This window comes from Akkermansia sp. UNK.MGS-1 (assembly GCF_000980515.1).
Taxonomy (GTDB): domain Bacteria; phylum Verrucomicrobiota; class Verrucomicrobiia; order Verrucomicrobiales; family Akkermansiaceae; genus Akkermansia; species Akkermansia muciniphila.
Genome location: NZ_LBCB01000009.1, coordinates 30,760 through 49,065 on the forward strand (window position 1 = coordinate 30,760; position 18,306 = coordinate 49,065).

Below are 18,306 nucleotides of genomic sequence, written 5' to 3' on the forward strand. Positions count from 1 at the left end.
TTATCTGGATCCTTCCAGTTTTCTGGATTTGTGGGGTTCCGCCTCCGGGAACAATAATACGGGCTGGTTTCATCCGGAGTATGAACGCCTGCTGGCGGAGAGCCGCGCCACGGGAGACCAGGAGAAGCGCATGGCCCTGCTGGCCCGTGCGGAAGCGCTGATGCTTTCCGAATCCCCGGTGATTCCCCTGTATTGGGCCAAACGGTCCTATTTGAAGAGGCCGGAAGTGCGGGGATGGCATCCCCTGCTTCTGGACAACCATTTGTTTGAGGATATCAGCCTGGACGACGCCCGGGAACATGGGAAGGAGGCCGCGCCTTGACCAGGATGATTCTGAAACGCCTGGGGCAGGGGCTTCTGGTCCTGCTGGTGCTGGAAACTGTGACGTTTTTCCTGATACGCCTGTTGCCGGGGCACCCCTTCATGGGAGAAAAGAAACTTCCGGAGCATGTCCTCCAGCAGCTCCAGGCCAGTTACGGGCTGGATCAGGCTCCCCTGATCCAGTACGGGCGTTACTGGTGGAACATGCTGGTTCATGGCGACCTGGGACCGTCTTTGGTGAAGGAAGGCGTCAGCGTGGCGGATATGATCGGCCAGTCATTCCCTGTTTCCCTCCAACTTGGAGTCATAGGCATGGCTATTTCCATTCTGGCGGGGGTTCCCGCCGGAATTGTGGCGGCACTGTACAAGAACCGGTGGATGGACTGGTGGGTGATGCTGGTTTCCATGGCCGGCATCTGCATTCCCGCCTTTGTCGTGGCTCCGGTGCTGGGCGTAGCTCTGGGCATGCATGTGCCCGGCTTGAGCGTGGCCGGATGGGATTCTCCCGGTTGCGTGGTGCTTCCGGCGCTGACGCTGGGGCTGGTGAATGCCGCGTATCTGGCGCGCCTGACGCGCGGCGGCATGCTTGAAGTGCTGGGGCAGGATTTCATCCGGACGGCTCGAGCCAAGGGGGCAGGGCCTTTCCGTACGGTTTGGAAGCACGCTTTGCGAGGCGGCCTGATTCCGGCCCTTTCCTATCTGGGGCCTGCTTTTGCCGCCATGATTACCGGTTCTTTTGTGGTGGAGACCTGTTTCCATGTTCCCGGCATGGGCCAACATTTCGTGAACGCAACCACGGACCGGGATTATTTCCTCATCCAGGGGCTTGTCCTGTTTTACGGCATTCTGATCGTCGCAGCCAACCTGGGTGTAGACCTGGTGCAAATGGCCGTCAACCCGAGATTGAGAAAGGAATCATGAGAAAAAGAGGATGGAACAGGACGGAGGAACAGGGTTCCTCCCTGTGGAAGGACGCTTTTCTGCGTCTTTCCCGCAACCGGGCAGCCATGTTTTCCCTGCTGGCGCTGGCGCTGATTGCGGCGGCCTGTTTTCTGGGGCCCCTGCTGCCGTGGCTGCCTCATCCTAATGTGCAGGATTTGTCCCGGATTGCGGAAAGCCCTTCCTGGGACCATTGGTTCGGCACGGACCAGCTTGGGAGGGACCTGCTGGCGCGTGTCCTGTACGGCGGCCGCATTTCCCTGCTGGTGGGCGTGGTCGCCACGGGCGTTTCCCTGGTGATTGGCGTGGCGTACGGACTGGTTTCCGGTTATGCCGGAGGCAGGCTGGATGCCCTGATGATGCGCCTGGTGGATGTGCTTTTTGCCCTGCCGTTCATTGTGCTGGTGATTATTTTTTCCCTGTCCGTGGAGGAGCCGGCCCGGAGGCTGACGCAGTGGGTTTCCGGCATGACGGGCTGGTCTGTGGAAATGGTGAGCCCCATGACCGGGCTGATTCCCCTGTTCATCGCCATCGGCGCTTTGGGCTGGCTGACGCTGGCGCGCATTGTCCGGACGCAGACGATGGAGCTGAAAGGGCAGGAGTTTGTGGAAGCCGCCCGCTCCCTGGGCATCGGTCACATGAAGATTCTGTTCCGCCATATTGCTCCGAATTTGTTCGGGGCCGTCATCGTGTACACGACTCTGGCCGTTCCCGGCATCATGTTGCTGGAAGCCGTCCTGTCCTTTCTGGGGCTGGGCGTGAAGGCTCCCAATTCTTCATGGGGAACGCTGATCAAGGAAGGGGCGGACCGCATGGAGGTAAGTCCGGAATTGCTTTTGTTCCCGGCGCTCCTGTTTTCGGCTACCCTGCTGGCGCTGAATTTCCTGGGGGACGGACTGCGGGACGCCCTGGATCCCAAGTCCTCCAAGGACTGATGTTTTTAAGTAAAAATCATGAAGATTGCGTTAACGATTTCCATGCTGGTGGTCTCCAACGTTTTTATGACGTGGGCGTGGTACGGCCATCTGAAGAAGGGTTCCGGGGCGGATGGCAAGCCCCTGCTGATGATTATCCTGATGAGCTGGGGATTGGCGTTTTTTGAATATTGCTTCATGATTCCCGCCAACCGCCTGGGCAGTGCGGGCGGGCTTAACGTGGCCCAGCTCAAGATTATTCAGGAGGTGATTACCCTGTGCGTGTTTATTCCTTTCGCCCTGTTCTACATCGGAGAAAAATGGAAGTGGGATTACCTGTGGGCGTTTTTATGTGTATTGGGAGCCGTTTTCTTCGTCAACAGGGAGCGTTTGTTCGGGTGACAGACTTTTTCCGTTCGCATTCCTCCCTCCGGACTGTCTTACCCTGAAGAAAGATGAAGATGAACATAATTCCTGTTTTTGCCGCAGCAGCCTCAATCGTTCTGGCCGCAGGCTGCCATCATCGCCACCATGATCGTGATTATTACCGTTCCGGGCCGCCGCGCCATGATCATTATCATCATGACCGTGACGGCTGGGAGCAAAGGCGGACAAAGCCGGTCCCCAAGCCGCGCCCGCATTACATAACCGCCAATCATGCTTCCTATCCCCGCCTGTACCAGCTCCTGTAGATTCGCGGGGACATTTCTCTGCATCCGGAAGGGAGCAGGGCAGGTCCGTGACATGGAACAGGAGGAAGGGCCATGCGGGGAAAATGCCAGCACCGGCGTGCCGTTTATTCCGCTTTTCGGAATGGATTCCGTGCCTGTTCCCTCACGTCGGGACCGGTGGCGGGGGACTCTTGGCCGCGTTCGATGAGCCGCGCACAGGATATAGGCTTGAAAAGGCGCGGTGCCCCCGGCACTCTATGCGCCAGATCAATGACTATAGATGAGCAATTAGACATATTGATGGGCGGTACCGCCGTCGTGATCAGCCGCGAAGAGCTGAAGGAGCGTCTCAAGCTGGGCCGCCCCCTGCGCGTGAAGCTGGGCGTGGACCCTACTGCGCCGGACATCCACCTGGGCCATACCGTGGCTATTGAGAAATTGCGCCAGTTCCAGGAACTTGGCCACCAGGCTGTTTTGCTCATCGGGGATTTCACCGCCACGATTGGCGACCCTTCCGGCCGTTCCGTGACCCGCCCCCCCCTTTCCCGTGAACAGGTGCTGGAGAATGCGGAGACATATACCAAGCAGGCATTCAAGATTTTGGACCGAGACAAGACGGAGATCGTGTATAATGGGGACTGGTTCCGCAAGATGACGTATGAGGAGGTGCTGAAGCTTAATTCCCGCGTGACCATGCAGCAGATGCTGGCCCGGGAGGATTTCAAGGCCCGTGTGGAGGGAGGTAAAGAGGTGCGCCTACATGAGATGCAGTATCCGATTATGCAGGGCTGGGATTCCGTGGAAATCCGTGCGGACGTGGAGCTGGGCGGGACGGACCAGCTTTTCAACATCCTGGTGGGCCGCGACCTTCAGAAGGAGGAAGGCATGCTGCCGCAGATCGCCATGACGATGCCTCTTCTGGAAGGTCTGGACGGCGTGCGGAAGATGTCCAAGTCCTACGGGAATTACGTGGGCGTGGATGAGGCTCCGGAGATGATGTTCGGCAAGATGATGAGCGCCAGCGACGAACTGATGGACCGCTATTACCTGGTGCTGCTGGGTGAGAAGCGGGACATGGGATTGCATCCGATGGAAGCCAAAAAGCTCCTGGCCTGGAAAATCACGGCCCGCTATCATGATTCCGCCGCTGCGGATGCCGCGCGTTCTGACTGGGAAACCCGTTTTTCCAAGAGGGATTTGGCCGCCGCGGATTTGCCGGAAGTGGAGATTGCCTCCCTGCCTGCCGGCATGAATGCCCTGGCTCTGGTTTCCTTCCTGTTTGAGAATGTTTTCCAGGTGAAAAAATCCAATGGCGTTCTCCGCAAGGAGCATTTCACGCCCGGCGCCATCCAGTTGAATGATGTGAAAATGACAGACCCCTCCGCCGTTTTGGAACTGGCTCCGGGCAACGTCCTGCGCCTGAGCAAGAAGCATGCTGTGCGTTTCAAATAGAACGCCGGAGGCGGTATTTACCTTTTTTCCTTTTCCATGCCGGGATTCCTTGCCAAATTGGATCGCTTCACCATCGGCCTCATCGTCAGTGTGGGCGCGGGAATTCTGGTTCCCTGTTCCGGAGTATGGGATACAGTGTTCAGCCGCCTGAGCGATGCAGCCATCGTTCTGCTTTTTTTCCTGTACGGGGCCAAGCTTTCCCGCCGTTCCGTATGGGAAGGGGTGATGCACTGGCGCCTTCAGGGGCTGGTGGCTGCGAGCACCTTTGTTATTTTCCCCCTGCTGGGCATGGTCAGCATGCCCTTGTGGAATAGTGTGCTGGGGCCGGATTTGTGCATGGGAATGCTGTATGTGTGCATGCTGCCTTCCACCGTGCAGTCCAGCATAGCGTTCACTTCCATGGCGGGCGGCAATGTGGCCGCTGCCATTTGCTCTGCTTCCGTTTCCAGCCTGCTGGGGGTGTTCCTCACCCCCTTGCTGGTGGGGCTGGTGTGGTCCCGCGGAGGGGAAGGGGGCGTGGATTTTTCCACTTTCCTGAACATCTGCTATATTATTCTGGTGCCTTTTGTGGCCGGCCAGTTCGCCCAGCGCTGGATTGGCAAATGGGTAGTCACGCACCGGAACCTCACTTCCTGGACAGACCACAGCACCATCTGGCTGGTTATTTACACGGCATTCAGCCATGCGATGATTAACGGCGTATGGAAAAATCTGCCCTGGCTTTCCCTGGTGGAGGTGCTGGCTTTTTGCGGCCTTCTGCTGGCCGCGGCCCTGTGGCTGACGGCTTTCCTTTCACGCAGGCTCCGTTTTTCCCGAGAGGACCGTATTGCGATTATTTTCTGCGGCTCCAAAAAGAGCCTGGCTACCGGCATTCCGATGATGAACGTGATTTTTGCCGGAGCCCCCATCGGGCTGCTGGTGATTCCCATCATGGTGTTCCACCAGCTCCAGTTGATGGTTTGCTCCTTCCTGGCCCGAAAGTGGGCGAAGGACGTGGGAAAGGGAGAACAACTTTAAGAGGGCCTCTGTTTGCCCGCCCTCTCAATGTCCGGTCAGGCGCAGGACGCCGTCGTATTGCATGTCCCGGCCCGGAACAATGATGTGGCTGCCGCGGGAGGGAATTTTTGCAGTAACGGGTTTGTTGCGGAACTGGGTCAAAAACCGCTGGAAGGATTCCATATCTTCCGGGATGATTGTTACTTCCGTATAGGCGGGGTTGGTGGGCGCATGCGTGATTTCCACCCGGAAGGAGCCTGCGATGTTGCCGTCCGGCGCATAGAATTCCAGTGATTCTTCCGTAGAGGCGGGATGCATGAAGAACAGGAAAAACATGATGCCCAGGGCCGCCAGGGTGACGACAGTCAACGGAATATTTTTTCTGAGGGGACTGATATGCATACTTTCTTTTCCTTCCTTCCCTAAGATTATGGGTTTTGCCGGAGCGTGTCAACCCCTCCGGGGGACAGGCTGCGGAGGATTCCTTTCCCATATTCTTTTCAAGGAACAGGTTCCGGAAGAGAGGGGGATGGAAAAAGGGTTGCGTCTGCGGGACAATGTGATAGCTTGTGCGGGCAAAGGGAACCCTATGACCGTACCTGTAAAGATACTGTCCGTATTGGCGGGGCTGAGCCTGGCTGGAAGCGCCCGGGCGCGTATTTGGACGAATGACCGGGGCGCTACCGTCGTAGCCGTGCTGGTGGCCGTCCGTGATGCGGAGGTGGATTTGAAGCTTCAGGACGGGCGCGTGGTGGTTGTTCCCCGGAATATTTTTTCCGGAGCCGATCAGGAATATATTCTGGAATGGGCAAAGTCTGACGGGACGCTTCCGGATACGGATGCAGGGGCGGAGAACCCTCCTGCGCAGGGAGATTCCGGCAGCCGATACGTTCCTCTGGAGCCGAATTGGGATGTTCCCTGGCCGGAGAGGGTGGCCGTTCCCGGTTTCCTGCTGGTGAAAACCGTACAGGAGACGGAGGAATTGAGCGTGTATGAAACGGATCATTTCATTATAGAGTCTCCCGGAAAGCTGCCGGAAGCGGAGCGTATGGCCCTGGCCCGGCGCTTTGAAACCGTTCTGTCTGCCCTGGCGTCTGTTCCGTTGAATCTGGCGGTGGCCCGCCGGCCTTCCCGCAAGTATCTGGTGAGGGTATGTTTCCAGGAAGAGGATTTCAACAGGGCTCCGGGCCTGCGGAACGGGCATCTCAAGTTTTCCCCTACCAGTTTCACGGCTCTGCTGTTGCGGAATAAGAAGGGAAAGCTGCTGAAGCCGGAACTGGATCCGCGCTTTGCCGTCACGCACTGGGCGGCGCAGTCCATGGATTGGGAGCACTGGCTGGTGGACGGCTTTTCCGCGTACATGGCTTTTCTTCCCATGGAGAAGGAAGCGCCTGTATTCCGGAAGATTCCGGAAAGGCTGGCCGCAATGGTTCCGCGCGCCGTCCGCACGGGCAGAGAAACTCTGCCGGCCCTGGCGGACATGCTGTCCAGGGATTCAGCACATTCCGCCGCGGAGCATGGCGTTTCCTCCAGGGGAGGAACGCTTCAGTATTGGGCCGATTTGTTGTGGATGGTTTACTGGAGCCACCTGGAAGGGAACGGAAAGGCGGAGCGCCTCAGAAGCTATTTGAGGGTTCGTGATGCGGAGGGCGGCGGGAAGGCGCGTGCTGTTTTGCTGGATGGGAAGACTCCGGAGGATGTACAGGGGGAAATGGCCGCGGCCTGGAAAAAAATGGGATTGAGGCTGAGATTTTCTCAGCCGGCTTCTGCTGCCGCGGACGGGAAGTCCGCGGAAAAATAACGGGAAGGGAGGGAAGAAAAACTCCTGCCGGGGAGGTGTGGGAAACCTGCGTCTCAAATGGTGCCGTTGAGTTTTCTCCCTATCCAGAACAGGGTAAGCAGAAGGATGAGGATGGAGAGCGTATACGGGCTGCACCAGAGCAGGATGCGCGTTTCCATGGGCGGCGGCACCGGGAGATCCCTGATTTCCTTAATGAGCCGCTGTATTTCCTCAGCTTTTACCATGCGCCCGCGTGTGATGGAGGCCATTTCCTCCATGAGCGCGGTATTGACGGGGCTGCCGATTTTTTCCAGCGTTTCACTCATGGTGATGATGGGAAGCGTAACGGATTTATCCGGTTCCGCAGAGGATGAAGCTGTGAGCTTCCAGGTGCCGGGACGGTTGATTTTGACGGAGGCGGTAAAGGAGCCCCATGTATGGTTCATCGTGTCCATTTGCACGCGGCTGGAGCTTCCTTCCGGAGTTGTAATGTCCAGAAAAACCTCTCCATTCTGGAGAGGGGCCCCCAGTTTGTCGGAGACCATGGCGGTGACGGTCAGCGTGTCTCCCGGCCGGGGCCGTTCCGGGGTGGGAATCAGACGGATTCTTTCTCCTGCGGCCATGTTGCGCTGGTAACTCATCCAGCGGGCCACCTGGCTCCAGAAACGGTAATGGTATTTATCTTCTACTCCGCGCCTCCATCGCCAGGCGGAATCCGTTCCCATGAAGAGGACTTTCCCGTTGCCGCAGGACTGGGTGACAATAAGGGGAATGCGGCCATAGGCATTCTTATCCGCCGCATGCACGGCCAGGACAGTGCTTCCCGCTTTGGTCCGTTCCACGGGGGCGTACCAGTTGAAGCCCGGCAGATTGCGCCATACTTCTTCGTTTTCGCCCTCCGTATCCGCCAGCATGGTAAGCAGGGAGCCGCGGCCTTCCGGCGTCAGGATAAGGGGTGATGGGGAAGGTTGGGTTGTCCCCTCCGGTTTGGTGTTGAGAAATGTAACGGGCATCAGGTCCCCCAGTTCCGATTTCAGGAGTTCCATTTGCCTGCCCTGGTAGCCGGGGAGGAAGACGATGCCGCTGGCCTGGTTTTTTACCATGCCTTTGAGCAGGGAGGCCTGTTCTTCCGTCAGCCCTTTGGAGCCCAGCCCCACATCGCCGATGAAGATGACGTCATACCGGGCCAGGTCTTCCATTCTGTCCGGGAATTTGACCAGGTATCCGGGGCCTTCCCCCATTTCTTCCAGTTCCGGATGAAAGAGCAGGGTGTGCACGTTCACGCCGGGATCCCGGTACAGGGCGTTCCGGATGAAGCGGTATTCCCAGCGCGGCAGTGTATCGATGACCAGTGCTTTGATGGATTCCCTCCTGCCGGAGATGCTGAAGGAAGAGGCGTTATTATTGTGCATCCGTTCCTGGGGCTGGGCGGGGAGTTTGAGTTCCAGCGTTTCCGCCCCTTCTTTTTCTATTTTCCACAGAACGGCGTCGGATACCTCTCCCTGGGCCGGAATGGTGACCGTGCGGGTGACGGTTTTCCCTGTGTCCCTGGAAATCATGGTGAGCGTGGCGCGCGTTTCCTTGCCCAGCGTGCTTTTAATGGTAAAGGGTATTTGCACCGTTTCCCCGATGATGCCGTAAGTGGGGGCTTTCACGTCCTGAAGGGCCAGGTCCGGGAGGGGATACGGGCTGCCTGCGGAAATGATGAACAGGGGGATTCCCCTGGTGCGCATGCGCTGGGCCTGCGTCAGCACGGAGGATGAGGCGTTGTGGCTGCCGTCCGTGAACATGATGACCGCCCGGAGGTTGTCGGAGGATTGCATGGCATCCTCCAGCGGTTTGGCCAGGTCTGTGCCGGCCATGGCATAATCCGGAGAGTCCGGCGCAGGTGGCGCGCCGAAGGAGGCGTATTCCACTACATGCGTGTCTTTGAGGGATTCCGTACTGTTGCCCTTGAGCAGTTCCTGCACGTAGGCCGTGCGTGTGACGACATGCTGGGGGGAGATTTCCACATCCTGCGTTTCCATGGAGCCGGAGCGGTCCTCCAGAATGGAAACCTTGGGTTTTTCCTGCGGGGAGGAGGTGATGAGCCATTCCGGCTGGAAGAGCAGGAAGCAGATGAAGCCAAGGATTGCCAGGCGAAGAATTTCCAGTTTGAATGTCAGCGGCCGGCGGTTGCGCTTGCAGGCGATATAGCTCATCCAGATGCCGGCCGCCATAACCAGGACGGTCAGGATGACGCTTGACGCAGTAGGTTGAAGGCTCAGGTTCATGGACGGGTGGTGGGGGAGGGGAGTTTGGCCGTCTGGCCGGGCAGGCACAGGAGGGCTTCCATCAGCAGGCAGTCGAGGGCGAAGAACAGGAAGAGCTTCCATGCTTCCTGCACCAGGGTGGGGGCTTCCTCTGCACTCTGCATGGAACTGATGGAAGCTTCCGGCAGAAGGAGGTGGAGTTTTTCATCCGTAATCTGGTCAGGCATGTCTTCCGGCCAGGGACGGTTCACGGCGTAGGTCTGTCCTCCCAGTCGGTACACGCCCGCCGTATCAGCCGGAGAACCGGAGGGGTGGCTTCCCTGGGCATTATCCAGGCGCACGGGGGTATCCGTGGCGGATTGCGGCAGGGAGGCGTCATTCACCCGTAGGGAAATGGAGGTGGAAAAGCGTTCCGCCCCCCGGTCCGCCATACGCTGGAGCAGGGGGAGCAGCAGGTGGCCGTCCGCCAGGTTGGACCAGGAATATCTGGGCAGCGTTCCCAGGAACAGAGCGGACCCCGTTCCGGCCCTGACCTGGGCCAGGGCACAGGAACCGTCATCCCAGGAGGCCAGAGTGCGGTATTTGCCCAGCAGGGGTTTCCTGCGCACGGCGCGGAGACGGTTGGCGGGGATGGGTGTCTGATCGGAACCGTCGCGGAGGAATCCCCTTTGCCGGTCCCACGTTTCCAGACGGTAGTATTGTTCGGACGGAGCCGTCTCCGTTGCGCCCCAGGAAACGCCCAGGAAGGAATGCCGTGTTCCGTGTTCCGTGTCGTCAGGCAGGAAAAGGGCTATTCCTCCTTCTTCAATGTATGTCTGGAGTTTTTTCCCCATTTCCGCGCGCGGTGGCGGCCCGTACCAAACGACCATGGACTGGGAGGCCAGATTAGCCTGAGCTTCCCGCGTATTGCCGGGCATCGTGGCTTTCCTGCTGGCCAGGCCGGGAGGGGCGGACATCAGGGAAAGGGTTTTCCCCACTTCTCCCGAAGGACCGAAAATCAGGATGTTGGCGAGAGGCCTGGGGGCGAAGGTGAAGAAGGAAATGTCATCCCTGATGAAGTCGTCATGAGGAAGCGCAACGAAGCCGAAGCCGGATTCCTTGCCCTGCGGCAGGGGGATTTCTTTCCGGATGGAGGTGTTTTCCCCTGCCAGTTGCAGCGTGGCAGCGGTGGAGGCGTTATCCACGGAAAGCTGCACCGGCACGTCCTCCGGCTGGTTGGGATTGAACCCCTGCCGCAGCACTTCCATATCCAGCACCAGTTTCCCGTTATTTACCTGAGCCTGCCGGACTCTGATGCCGCGGTTGCTTTCCGGCCTGTCGCGGAGGGCCATGATGCGGATGGAAGGGGGCAGGGGAAGGGCGGCCAGCCTCTGGCGCACACCGGGCCAGAGAGGGGAGTCTGGCTTCCAGGAAGAGGCCTGCATGTCCGAGGCAATCCAGATTTCCGTCTTTCCTGCGCCGGATTCTTCCAGGTACGGGATGGCTTTTTGCAGAAGTGCCGGAATATCTGCGCCTCCATCCGTTGTCTTGCTTACAGTCAGGTCCGCCAGGGCTTCCGGAGCGGGAATCTGGGTAACGGTTCCAGTGGCGGAATCAAGCAGGGAAAGGCGGCAGTGGCCGAGCTGCGCGAAAGTGGATTCCACCAGAGGGGGGATGGCATCCCGAAGGGAGCTGGTTTTGTCCGGATGGGCATCCATGGAGGCGGAACGATCCAGAACCAGCAGGACTTCATTCAATCCGGAGCTTCCCCAGCCGAAGAAGCTTCCGAGCAGGGGCCGCGCAAAGGCCGTTACCAGTGCCGCCACGGCCATCACGCGCAGCGCCAGAATCAGATAGTGCAGCAGTTTTTTCGTTCCACGTGTTTCCCTGGCCGCACGGAGAAGGAATTCCATGGCCGCCCAGGGGACGGAACGGTGCCGCCACCGGTTGACCAGGTGGATGATGATGGGAACGGAGGCTGCAAAGAGAGCCCACAGCAGCCAGGGAGAGTTGAAGGACATGGCGGGACAGGGATAATTGGAGGGTCAGAGCTGCCTGGTCAGGTGGAGGGCGGTCCGGGCAGCAGTTGCCGGAGGATATGAAGGGTCATTTCTCCGGTTTGCTGGAAGGATTTTTCGCCCAGAATGCCGATGTTATCCTTGGAGGTGTGCCACCAGTTGCCGTCCTGGAAGTCGTCAATCAGGTTCAGCGTGTCCACGCCGCGCTCCATGAAAGGAACGTGGTCATCCAGGATGGCATAGCCGGATACTCCCCATTCTTCCGGGGAATAACCCAGTTCACGGATAGCGCGGGAATAAACCCGGTACATGGATTGGGGCGTCATGGCCGGGATGCGTATCTTTTTACCCTGCCGCCCCACCATGTCCAGATTGATTATCCATTTGGGGAGCGGTTGTTGCATGGAGGATGCGTAATGCCTGGAGCCGTACAGGCCGTCGTCGCTGTCCATATGTTCCGCAAAACTTTCTTCCCCGTCAAAAAACACAAGCTCCAAATTTCTGGCGCGTGCGGGGTCTCCGGACAGAATGCGGGCTGTCTCCAGAATGGCCGCAGCTCCCGATGCTCCGTCATTGGCTCCGGTGAATCCGTCAATGCCCCGCTTGGTGTCAATATGGCAGGTCAGCAGGCCTCGAACCGGATCCAGGAAATTTGGAGCCTTGCCAAAACGAGCCCTCAGGTTGACGAAACGGACGGGGCCCTGGGGCGTTTCCTTTTCAAAATCCTGTTCCCGGCAGGTCCAGCCGTATTTGGTCAGTTCCTCCTTCAGGTAGTCCATCTGCCTGCGGTAACCGGGAGTGCCTGAAGCGCGGTTCCCCATTTCCGTTATCCGCGCGGCGTGGAACAGAGCGTTTCCTCCATTGAAACAGTCCGTCTGCCGGATTTGCGCGGGAACGGTTTCCACACCGGGCAGGGGCGTTTCCACGGGGTTTTCGCACTGCATCAGCAGGGCCGTGAACAGGAGAAGTCCGATGCGGGGCGTCATGGAAAAGGGGGGAGGAAGTTTACTTGGAATCGGGCCATTCATCCTGGCCCAGAAGCTCAAGGATGCGGATGAATTCCGCTTTGCTGGAGAAGGTGATTTCGATGGAGCCCCGGCTTCCCTGGCCGGAGATGTTCACCGGAGTTCCGAATTGTTTGGCGAGGATGCCGGAAATTTTCTTGTACTGAGGGGAGGACGGCTTTTTAGCGGGAGCCGGATCCGGCGGGTTGAGCATCTTCTGAATGGCCTTTTCCGTCTGGCGGACGGTGTAGCCCTTGTTGACGATGTCGCGCCCGAGCTGGATTTGCTGGTCCTTGTTTTTGAGGGAGAGAAGTACCTTGGCATGCCCTACGCTGATAAAGGTATTGCCCAGCATGTCCTGAACCGGCTGCGGCAGGTCGAGCAGCCGCATGCTGTTGGCTACGGCGGCGCGGGATTTGCCTACGCGCTTGGCGATGTCTCCCTGTTTCATGCGGAACTCCGTTTTCAGGCGCATATAGCCGGCGGCTTCTTCCAGCGGGCTGAGGTTTTCCCGCTGGAGGTTTTCAATCAGGGCCAATTCCAGCACGTCCTTGTCGGAAGCTTCCCGGATGATGGCGGGCACGGTGGACAGCCCCAGGATGCCGGAGGCTCTCCAGCGCCTTTCCCCGGCAATCAGTTCATATTTGCCGTTTTGCGTTTCACGGACGATTAAAGGCTGGATGATGCCGTGTTCCTTGATGGAATCTACAAGTTCCGCCAGTTGTTCCGGCGTGAAAATGGCGCGCGGCTGCAGGGAGCTGGGAATAATGGCGGCATGGGATAGCTGATGCACAACGTCTCCCGCCTGGGGAGCCGCCAAGGATTCACGAGACAAATTTTGATTGATAAGGGCGTCAAAGCCTTTCCCCAGAGCCGGTTTTGCCATAGCAGGGAAGAGACTAGCATGAACCGGTTCCGTTTTCAACAGGGTATTTGTTATCCGCGGCGGAAATTCCGGCGTTTGTCTCTGGCGGAATATTCCTTGTTCCCGGACGTATCAGGCGTGTTGCTCCCGCCCCAAGGGCAGGGCAAGGATGTCTGTGTCCGGGAGCGGTCTGATGTCACCGCCGGTTCCATGCCGGCAAAGGCCGTTTCCGGGCAATGAACAAAAAAAGAACAAAATGAATAGCAATAAACAGTCCTGCCGCAGCGCCAGTTTTCCCCGCGGAACCGTTGCGGCACAACATGCGCGAGAATTCCTGAAACCACTCACCCCCTCTCTCAAATGGACTTCAATTTGACAGAAGAACAAAAGAAAGCGGCTCTGGAGGCAGGAAAACAGGGCATGAAAAACGCTTATGAAAAAAGCGGAACACGACCCGGATTGACCTGGTGGGAACGTCTCTTGTGGGTGGTTCTGGCCGGAGCGGCTTATGCGGCGTCCTCCCTCCTCTCCGGCTGCGGGCATACCGTAGACGTGACTGCAGAGCGGGCGGAGATATGCAGGGACGATTCCTGCCTGGTGCTGGAACCGGGGCATTTGTCCTACTCCCAGAAACAGCCGAAAACGGAGATGCCTCCGGTTATCCGGAAAATCCGGCAGGGTAAATGACTGGGCGCCGTCCGATCTTTTGCCCCGGCGGTTTCAGGAAAAACGGCTCTTCAGGAGCCGTTCCGATGGGGATTGTCCGGTGAGCCAGCGGTTGGGGCGGCATAAGAAAAAACTGGGTATGAACGCTTTATCTGCCGCCTTTTCCTATTATCTGGCTGCAGGCCGGAGGGTGGAAGAAATGGAGGAAGACGGCCGCCTCCAGGATGTCTATATCCGTACTCCGGAGCTTGTCCTGATGGCGCGCAGGGTGGATTCCGCCGCACCTTTCGGAAAGGTTGTCGATGTCCGCTTCCGTTTTGAGCCGGGACGGTGTGATGCCTGGCATCTCCATTTTCTGGCGGGAGATGTACGGGAATTGCTGGCTTATAAACGGGAGATTCTTTCCCTGCCCTGGATTCTGACCCAGCATGGCAAGCGGGGGGACGGGAGATTGGTAAAATTACCTGCTTCCCGGTTTTGCCGTCTGCTGGGAGCATTTGTGGGGGACGAAGCGTTTTCCTGATCCTGTTAATGAAAGAGCTTCCGTGCGGATGTTTGCACGGAGGCTCTTTCATGGCATCCGGCGCATGGAAACAGGTTGCTGCAACGATGGTTAAATTTTCCTGTACTCCTTTTCCGGGAGTTTTTTGCAGGAACTTCCCTAAATCAGGGATTGTGCGAACCGGTATGCCTCATTGCTGCGGTTCAGCCATCCTTTGCCGAACACGGGGAACTGTTTGCAAGAATGGTAAAATGATTTGCGCCGTTCGTTCAGAGTGGAGAGAAATTCGGACTCTCCCGTTTGGGCGAGAACGGTTTGCAACATCTGCCGGGTTTGTTTTCCCGGGATGCCGTCCACCACAAGCCCGGCGCCGTGAATGTTCAGCGCGCGCTGCAAAATCTTCCCGGTATTCCTGCTCCCGGAATTGAAAAAATGGTCGCGCAGGATGAATTCAACGCCAGGATAAGCGTCGGAACCCAGCCAGGAACGCACGGCGGCGGTATTATCCAGGACATACTGGAGACAACCTTCCCAGGCCTCTTCACGTCTTCCGGCATCCAGCAGGGCCTTCAATCTGTTAAACACGGTCGGTTCAATACCGTCGCAAATGCCGCAAATCTCCCACTTGCCGCCCTTGTCGGCGGCAGGAAGGCGAGAAACGCGCAGGGAATCCGGCCCGGTAACGCGGCTGTCTTCAAACCGGAGGATAGCCGCGGCCATCTTTTTTTCTGTAGTATCCATTGGCTTGAATCATGGTTCCCTTGGTCGAAATGGCAATGGAGGCGTATTCAAGGGGGGAAACGGCTTGCTGAGGCGGCGTTATCGCCAACGGAACCTTCTTCCCGCTCCGGGAATGGCCCTTCGCTGCCGGAAGTTGACGGGGATGCCTGTGGGTGGAATGGCCTCTTGCCAGATGTTGCGTCCCGCTTTGCTTCCTGCGGCTGCCGCATTCCGCCGGAGATATGAATGGATGATGAATGTTCAAAAGCGGCACGCCGGAAATTCATGGGAACGAGTAATGGCGCACGCCTCATAAAAGCAACCCGCTCAAGGATTGACCTTGAGCGGGTTATGATGGAGCCGCTTGTCAGATTTGAACTGACGACCGTCCGCTTACAAGGCGGGTGCTCTACCACTGAGCTAAAGCGGCATGGTAATGAGGTGGTCCATATCTACAGAAGATGGCCCGTTGTGGCAAGCCGAAAATGGATAGTCAGGCATGGATATTTCCATTTTAAGAGATTGAAAACGTTTCAGGAGTCAAACAGGGAGCCCTGTTCCAGCGGCGGATCGGCAGGCGGTTCCTCCAAATGTGGGGCTGTTTCAGGATGCAGCGTTTCCGCGGAGGGGGCGGGTGAGCCTTCCGTCCGTTCCGCTGTTGCGGAAGGAGCGGTTGTTGGCCCTTCCGTTTCCTCATTTCCGGACTTGGCCGGAGGCATGATGCGGGAGACGCGTTCCACAGGATGCCTGGTAATGATATTTCCTTGGGCACCGCGGTTTTTGATTCTCAGGTCCGCGAAGTGGAAGGGCCTGATCAGGTTACGGAGTTTCAGAACGGCTTTCAGATAAACGTTTACGCTTATCTGGGAACTGTTTTCCTCCGTTTCATGCACGGAGAAGTGGAAGATGCGCGTTCCCTTTGCGCCTCGGGTAAGCGGATATTCCTTGTCCCTGGTGAACCCTCCTATGCGGAAACGCTTGGCGTACACGGGGCCGTCTTTTCCGTCCCGGTAAATCAGGTTGAACACGGGGTCGTCCCCTTTTTTGATGACGGAAATATAAAGGGGGTTTTTACCAGCGAAAAATTTGTCCTGAATCCGCACGATTTTGAGCACGCCTGCATTGTCAATGATCAACACGTCATCCAGCGTGGAGCATTTGCAGACAGGGTTTCCCTTCTTGACGCCGTAACCGGCAAAGCCTTCGTCATCAATATACAATGTTTCATTGGCAACAGCCACCTGCGCGCGGTTTACGGAGCCGAAGGAGGAAATTTCCGTTTTCCGCGGATAGGCGGCGCCGTATTTTTTACGCAGGGCTTCAAACCAGCGGATAGTGAATTTGGTAAGCTGGTTGAGGTTCTTCTGCGTTTGTTCGATGTCCTCTTCAAGCTGGCGGATGTGCTGGTCCGCCTTGAAAGCGTCAAATTTGGAAATCCGCTTGATTTTGATTTCCGTCAGCCTTACCAGGTCGTCCCTGGTAATGGGGGCGCGCAGCCGGGATGCAAACGGCTGCAATTCCCGGTCAATGGTGCCGAGCACTTCTTCCCACGTTTCGGAATCTTCTATGGAGAGGTAGATGCGGTTTTCAATGAATATTTTTTCCAGGCTTGCCTGGTGCCACGCCTCGTTCAGTTCCTTGAGTCGGATTTCCTGCTCCTGGCGCAGGATTTCCTTGGTGGAGTCCGTATTGTAGCGCAGGATGTCGCTGACACACATGAACCTGGGTTTTTCCTCCACAATGACGCAGGCATTCGGGGAGATGCTGACTTCACAAGCGGAGAAGGCGAACAGGGCTTTCCTCGTCTGCTCCGGATCCGCTCCGGCCGGGAGATGGACCAGGATGTCCACATGCTGGGCCGTATTGTCCTCAATGCGGGCGATTTTAATTTTTCCCTTTTCCGCAGCGGAGACAATGGAATCAATTAAGATTTCCGTGGTGACGCCGAACGGGATTTCCGTGATGCGGAGAAGTTTCTTCGATTCCGTGAGGATGCGCGCCCTGATGCGGACGCGGCCCGTTCCTCGTTCTCCGTCACGGTAGTTGGTGGCATCCATCACGCCTCCGGTCGGAAAGTCCGGCAGAAGCTGGAAGGGCTGGCCGCGTAAGTAGGCGATGGAGGCTTCAATCAACTCATTGAAGTTGTGGGGAAGAATTTTACTGGAAAGCCCCACGGCGATGCCTTCCGCTCCCTGAGCGAGAAGAAGGGGGAATTTGACGGGAAGGCTGACCGGTTCCTTGTTCCTGCCGTCATAGGAGAGCTGCCATTCCGTGACTTTGGGGCTGAATACTACGTCACGCGCAAAGGAGGTGAAGCGGGCTTCAATATAGCGGGAAGCCGCTGCGGGGTCGCCTGTCAGAATATTGCCCCAGTTCCCCTGCGTGTCGATAAGCAGCCCTTTTTGTCCCAGCCCCACCAGCGCGTCTGCAATGGAACGGTCGCCGTGCGGATGGAATTTCATCGTGTCTCCCACGATATTAGCCACTTTATTATAACGCCCGTCGTCCAGGCGGTCCATGGCGTGCAGAATACGGCGCTGCACAGGTTTAAACCCGTCATTGATCTTGGGTACGGCCCGTTCCAGAATGACATACGAGGCGTAATCCAGAAAGTAGTCGGCATACATGCCTTCCACAGACTGACTCGCGGGAGCAATGTGGGCGGGTTGAGTCACGACGGCGGATATTAAAGGAATTGTTCCGGGGGGGCAAGCGCGATCTCCGTAAAGAAAATAACCGGCTTCCCTTGTCAGGGGAAGCCGGTTTTCCGGAAAAGGAAGGAATAAAAGCAATCAGGCCTGCTTGGCAGTCAGCCTGTTCTTGAGTTCCTCCGCTTCAGTGCGCAGGGTGTCGAGTTTGGCTGTCTGGGCTTCAAGGTCGGCGATTTCTTCCAGAACGGCCGCCAGGCGGCGCAGGTCGGCGGGTTGGGCGGCTGCGAGAGGCTGTGTTTTGGGAGCAGTTGTATTTTTGGTGCCGGGCTTGCGGCCGCGCTTGGCCTTGGATGCCTTCATCCAGCTTGAGATGGTCACCGTGCTGATGCCGAAGCGTTCGGCGGCTTCTTTCTGGGCACCCCTTTTGTTTTGGGTTTTCCGTTCAGCAATGAAATCAAGAACGGATTGTTTTTCTTCAGGCGTGTAGCGCCTCTTATTTTTGGTACTGTCGTTGGAGTTCATGATGTTGACGAGTGGTTATTTATTTAACTAATCATCCTTGGTCTGGCAAGAAAA

Annotated in this window: 17 protein-coding genes, 1 tRNA gene and 1 pseudogene; 10 read left to right on the forward strand and 9 right to left on the reverse strand. The window is 57.5% G+C overall.

The features are described 5' to 3' along the window. The 7 genes and pseudogenes from WW58_RS05265 to WW58_RS05290 all read left to right on the forward strand — a co-directional run. A pseudogene (locus WW58_RS05265) lies at window positions 1-322 on the forward strand (peptide ABC transporter substrate-binding protein); the annotation flags it as partial. A gap of 5 nt (window positions 323-327) precedes the next feature. Then, window positions 328-1,242 carry an ABC transporter permease gene (locus WW58_RS05270; protein ID WP_046435943.1) on the forward strand — a complete coding sequence of 305 codons (915 nt, stop codon included), beginning with the start codon at window positions 328-330 and terminating at the stop codon, window positions 1,240-1,242. Continuing rightward, window positions 1,239-2,195, forward strand: a complete 957-nt coding sequence (locus tag WW58_RS05275) for an ABC transporter permease (RefSeq protein WP_046435945.1) — start codon at window positions 1,239-1,241, stop codon at window positions 2,193-2,195. Before WW58_RS05270 ends, WW58_RS05275 begins: the two co-directional genes overlap by 4 nt. Window positions 2,196-2,210: 15 nt before the next feature. Further along, window positions 2,211-2,576 carry a DMT family protein gene (locus WW58_RS05280; protein WP_425122549.1) on the forward strand — a complete coding sequence of 122 codons (366 nt, stop codon included), beginning with the start codon at window positions 2,211-2,213 and terminating at the stop codon, window positions 2,574-2,576. Window positions 2,577-2,635: 59 nt separating this feature from the next. After that, window positions 2,636-2,866: a hypothetical protein gene (locus tag WW58_RS13040; protein WP_146018365.1), complete on the forward strand. Its 231-nt coding sequence runs from the start codon at window positions 2,636-2,638 to the stop codon at window positions 2,864-2,866. Window positions 2,867-3,115: 249 nt separating this feature from the next. After that, window positions 3,116-4,297 carry a tyrosine--tRNA ligase gene (gene tyrS, locus WW58_RS05285; RefSeq protein ID WP_046435949.1) on the forward strand — a complete coding sequence of 394 codons (1,182 nt, stop codon included), beginning with the start codon at window positions 3,116-3,118 and terminating at the stop codon, window positions 4,295-4,297. 36 nt (window positions 4,298-4,333) lie between these two features. Further along, window positions 4,334-5,314 carry a bile acid:sodium symporter family protein gene (locus WW58_RS05290; RefSeq protein ID WP_046435951.1) on the forward strand — a complete coding sequence of 327 codons (981 nt, stop codon included), beginning with the start codon at window positions 4,334-4,336 and terminating at the stop codon, window positions 5,312-5,314. 24 nt (window positions 5,315-5,338) lie between these two features. Here WW58_RS05290 and WW58_RS05295 read toward each other — a convergent pair whose 3' ends face one another. Next, a complete protein-coding gene (locus WW58_RS05295) occupies window positions 5,339-5,695 on the reverse strand; it encodes a hypothetical protein (protein WP_046435953.1) in 357 nt (118 codons plus the stop codon). Window positions 5,696-5,882: 187 nt separating this feature from the next. Here WW58_RS05295 and WW58_RS05300 point away from each other — a divergent pair, with 187 nt between their 5' ends. Continuing rightward, the gene (locus WW58_RS05300) at window positions 5,883-7,094 is read left to right on the forward strand and encodes a hypothetical protein (RefSeq protein WP_146023947.1); all 1,212 of its coding nucleotides are present in this window, start codon (window positions 5,883-5,885) and stop codon (window positions 7,092-7,094) included. A 53-nt stretch (window positions 7,095-7,147) separates the two neighbouring features. Here WW58_RS05300 and WW58_RS05305 read toward each other — a convergent pair whose 3' ends face one another. The 4 genes from WW58_RS05305 to WW58_RS05320 are packed head-to-tail and all read right to left on the reverse strand — an operon-like array spanning window position 7,148 to window position 13,212. After that, window positions 7,148-9,346 (reverse strand): hypothetical protein, encoded by a 2,199-nt coding sequence (locus WW58_RS05305; RefSeq protein WP_046435957.1) that lies wholly within the window; start codon window positions 9,344-9,346, stop codon window positions 7,148-7,150. Then, window positions 9,343-11,325 carry a vWA domain-containing protein gene (locus WW58_RS05310; RefSeq protein ID WP_046435959.1) on the reverse strand — a complete coding sequence of 661 codons (1,983 nt, stop codon included), beginning with the start codon at window positions 11,323-11,325 and terminating at the stop codon, window positions 9,343-9,345. The genes WW58_RS05305 and WW58_RS05310 overlap by 4 nt, the downstream gene beginning before the upstream one ends. Window positions 11,326-11,363: 38 nt before the next feature. Beyond that, window positions 11,364-12,308 (reverse strand): M28 family peptidase, encoded by a 945-nt coding sequence (locus WW58_RS05315; protein WP_022198678.1) that lies wholly within the window; start codon window positions 12,306-12,308, stop codon window positions 11,364-11,366. 19 nt (window positions 12,309-12,327) lie between these two features. Beyond that, window positions 12,328-13,212 carry a ParB/RepB/Spo0J family partition protein gene (locus WW58_RS05320; protein WP_022198677.1) on the reverse strand — a complete coding sequence of 295 codons (885 nt, stop codon included), beginning with the start codon at window positions 13,210-13,212 and terminating at the stop codon, window positions 12,328-12,330. 339 nt (window positions 13,213-13,551) lie between these two features. Here WW58_RS05320 and WW58_RS05330 point away from each other — a divergent pair, with 339 nt between their 5' ends. Then, window positions 13,552-13,878: a hypothetical protein gene (locus tag WW58_RS05330; RefSeq protein ID WP_046435964.1), complete on the forward strand. Its 327-nt coding sequence runs from the start codon at window positions 13,552-13,554 to the stop codon at window positions 13,876-13,878. Window positions 13,879-13,996: 118 nt separating this feature from the next. Next, window positions 13,997-14,380 (forward strand): hypothetical protein, encoded by a 384-nt coding sequence (locus WW58_RS05335; protein ID WP_022198675.1) that lies wholly within the window; start codon window positions 13,997-13,999, stop codon window positions 14,378-14,380. 138 nt (window positions 14,381-14,518) lie between these two features. On the opposite strand, the gene WW58_RS13045 is transcribed toward WW58_RS05335, so the two are convergent. The 4 genes from WW58_RS13045 to WW58_RS05360 form a co-directional block, all read right to left on the reverse strand. Beyond that, the gene (locus WW58_RS13045; protein ID WP_233465502.1) at window positions 14,519-15,100 is read right to left on the reverse strand and encodes a putative peptidoglycan-binding domain-containing protein; all 582 of its coding nucleotides are present in this window, start codon (window positions 15,098-15,100) and stop codon (window positions 14,519-14,521) included. A 334-nt stretch (window positions 15,101-15,434) separates the two neighbouring features. Continuing rightward, window positions 15,435-15,509 (reverse strand) — tRNA-Thr (locus tag WW58_RS05350). Between the two features lie 103 nt (window positions 15,510-15,612). Further along, the gene (locus WW58_RS05355; protein ID WP_232051436.1) at window positions 15,613-17,754 is read right to left on the reverse strand and encodes a DNA gyrase/topoisomerase IV subunit A; all 2,142 of its coding nucleotides are present in this window, start codon (window positions 17,752-17,754) and stop codon (window positions 15,613-15,615) included. Between the two features lie 117 nt (window positions 17,755-17,871). Beyond that, a complete protein-coding gene (locus tag WW58_RS05360; RefSeq protein WP_022198672.1) occupies window positions 17,872-18,252 on the reverse strand; it encodes a hypothetical protein in 381 nt (126 codons plus the stop codon). Window positions 18,253-18,306: the final 54 nt, after the last annotated feature.

Bases quoted from the DNA above. Each gene is read 5' to 3' on its own strand.
- WW58_RS05305 (WP_046435957.1), bottom strand. From the start codon at position 9,346: ATGAACCTGAGCCTTCAACCTACTGCGTCAAGCGTCATCCTGACCGTC.
- WW58_RS13040 (WP_146018365.1), top strand. From the start codon at position 2,636: ATGAACATAATTCCTGTTTTTGCCGCAGCAGCCTCAATCGTTCTGGCC.
- WW58_RS05330 (WP_046435964.1), top strand. From the start codon at position 13,552: ATGGACTTCAATTTGACAGAAGAACAAAAGAAAGCGGCTCTGGAGGCA.
- WW58_RS05335 (WP_022198675.1), top strand. From the start codon at position 13,997: ATGAACGCTTTATCTGCCGCCTTTTCCTATTATCTGGCTGCAGGCCGG.
- WW58_RS13045 (WP_233465502.1), bottom strand. From the start codon at position 15,100: ATGGATACTACAGAAAAAAAGATGGCCGCGGCTATCCTCCGGTTTGAA.
- WW58_RS05295 (WP_046435953.1), bottom strand. From the start codon at position 5,695: ATGCATATCAGTCCCCTCAGAAAAAATATTCCGTTGACTGTCGTCACC.
- WW58_RS05275 (WP_046435945.1), top strand. From the start codon at position 1,239: ATGAGAAAAAGAGGATGGAACAGGACGGAGGAACAGGGTTCCTCCCTG.
- WW58_RS05310 (WP_046435959.1), bottom strand. From the start codon at position 11,325: ATGTCCTTCAACTCTCCCTGGCTGCTGTGGGCTCTCTTTGCAGCCTCC.
- WW58_RS05270 (WP_046435943.1), top strand. From the start codon at position 328: ATGATTCTGAAACGCCTGGGGCAGGGGCTTCTGGTCCTGCTGGTGCTG.
- WW58_RS05320 (WP_022198677.1), bottom strand. From the start codon at position 13,212: ATGGCAAAACCGGCTCTGGGGAAAGGCTTTGACGCCCTTATCAATCAA.
- WW58_RS05360 (WP_022198672.1), bottom strand. From the start codon at position 18,252: ATGAACTCCAACGACAGTACCAAAAATAAGAGGCGCTACACGCCTGAA.
- WW58_RS05300 (WP_146023947.1), top strand. From the start codon at position 5,883: ATGACCGTACCTGTAAAGATACTGTCCGTATTGGCGGGGCTGAGCCTG.
- WW58_RS05315 (WP_022198678.1), bottom strand. From the start codon at position 12,308: ATGACGCCCCGCATCGGACTTCTCCTGTTCACGGCCCTGCTGATGCAG.
- tyrS (WP_046435949.1), top strand. From the start codon at position 3,116: ATGACTATAGATGAGCAATTAGACATATTGATGGGCGGTACCGCCGTC.
- WW58_RS05290 (WP_046435951.1), top strand. From the start codon at position 4,334: ATGCCGGGATTCCTTGCCAAATTGGATCGCTTCACCATCGGCCTCATC.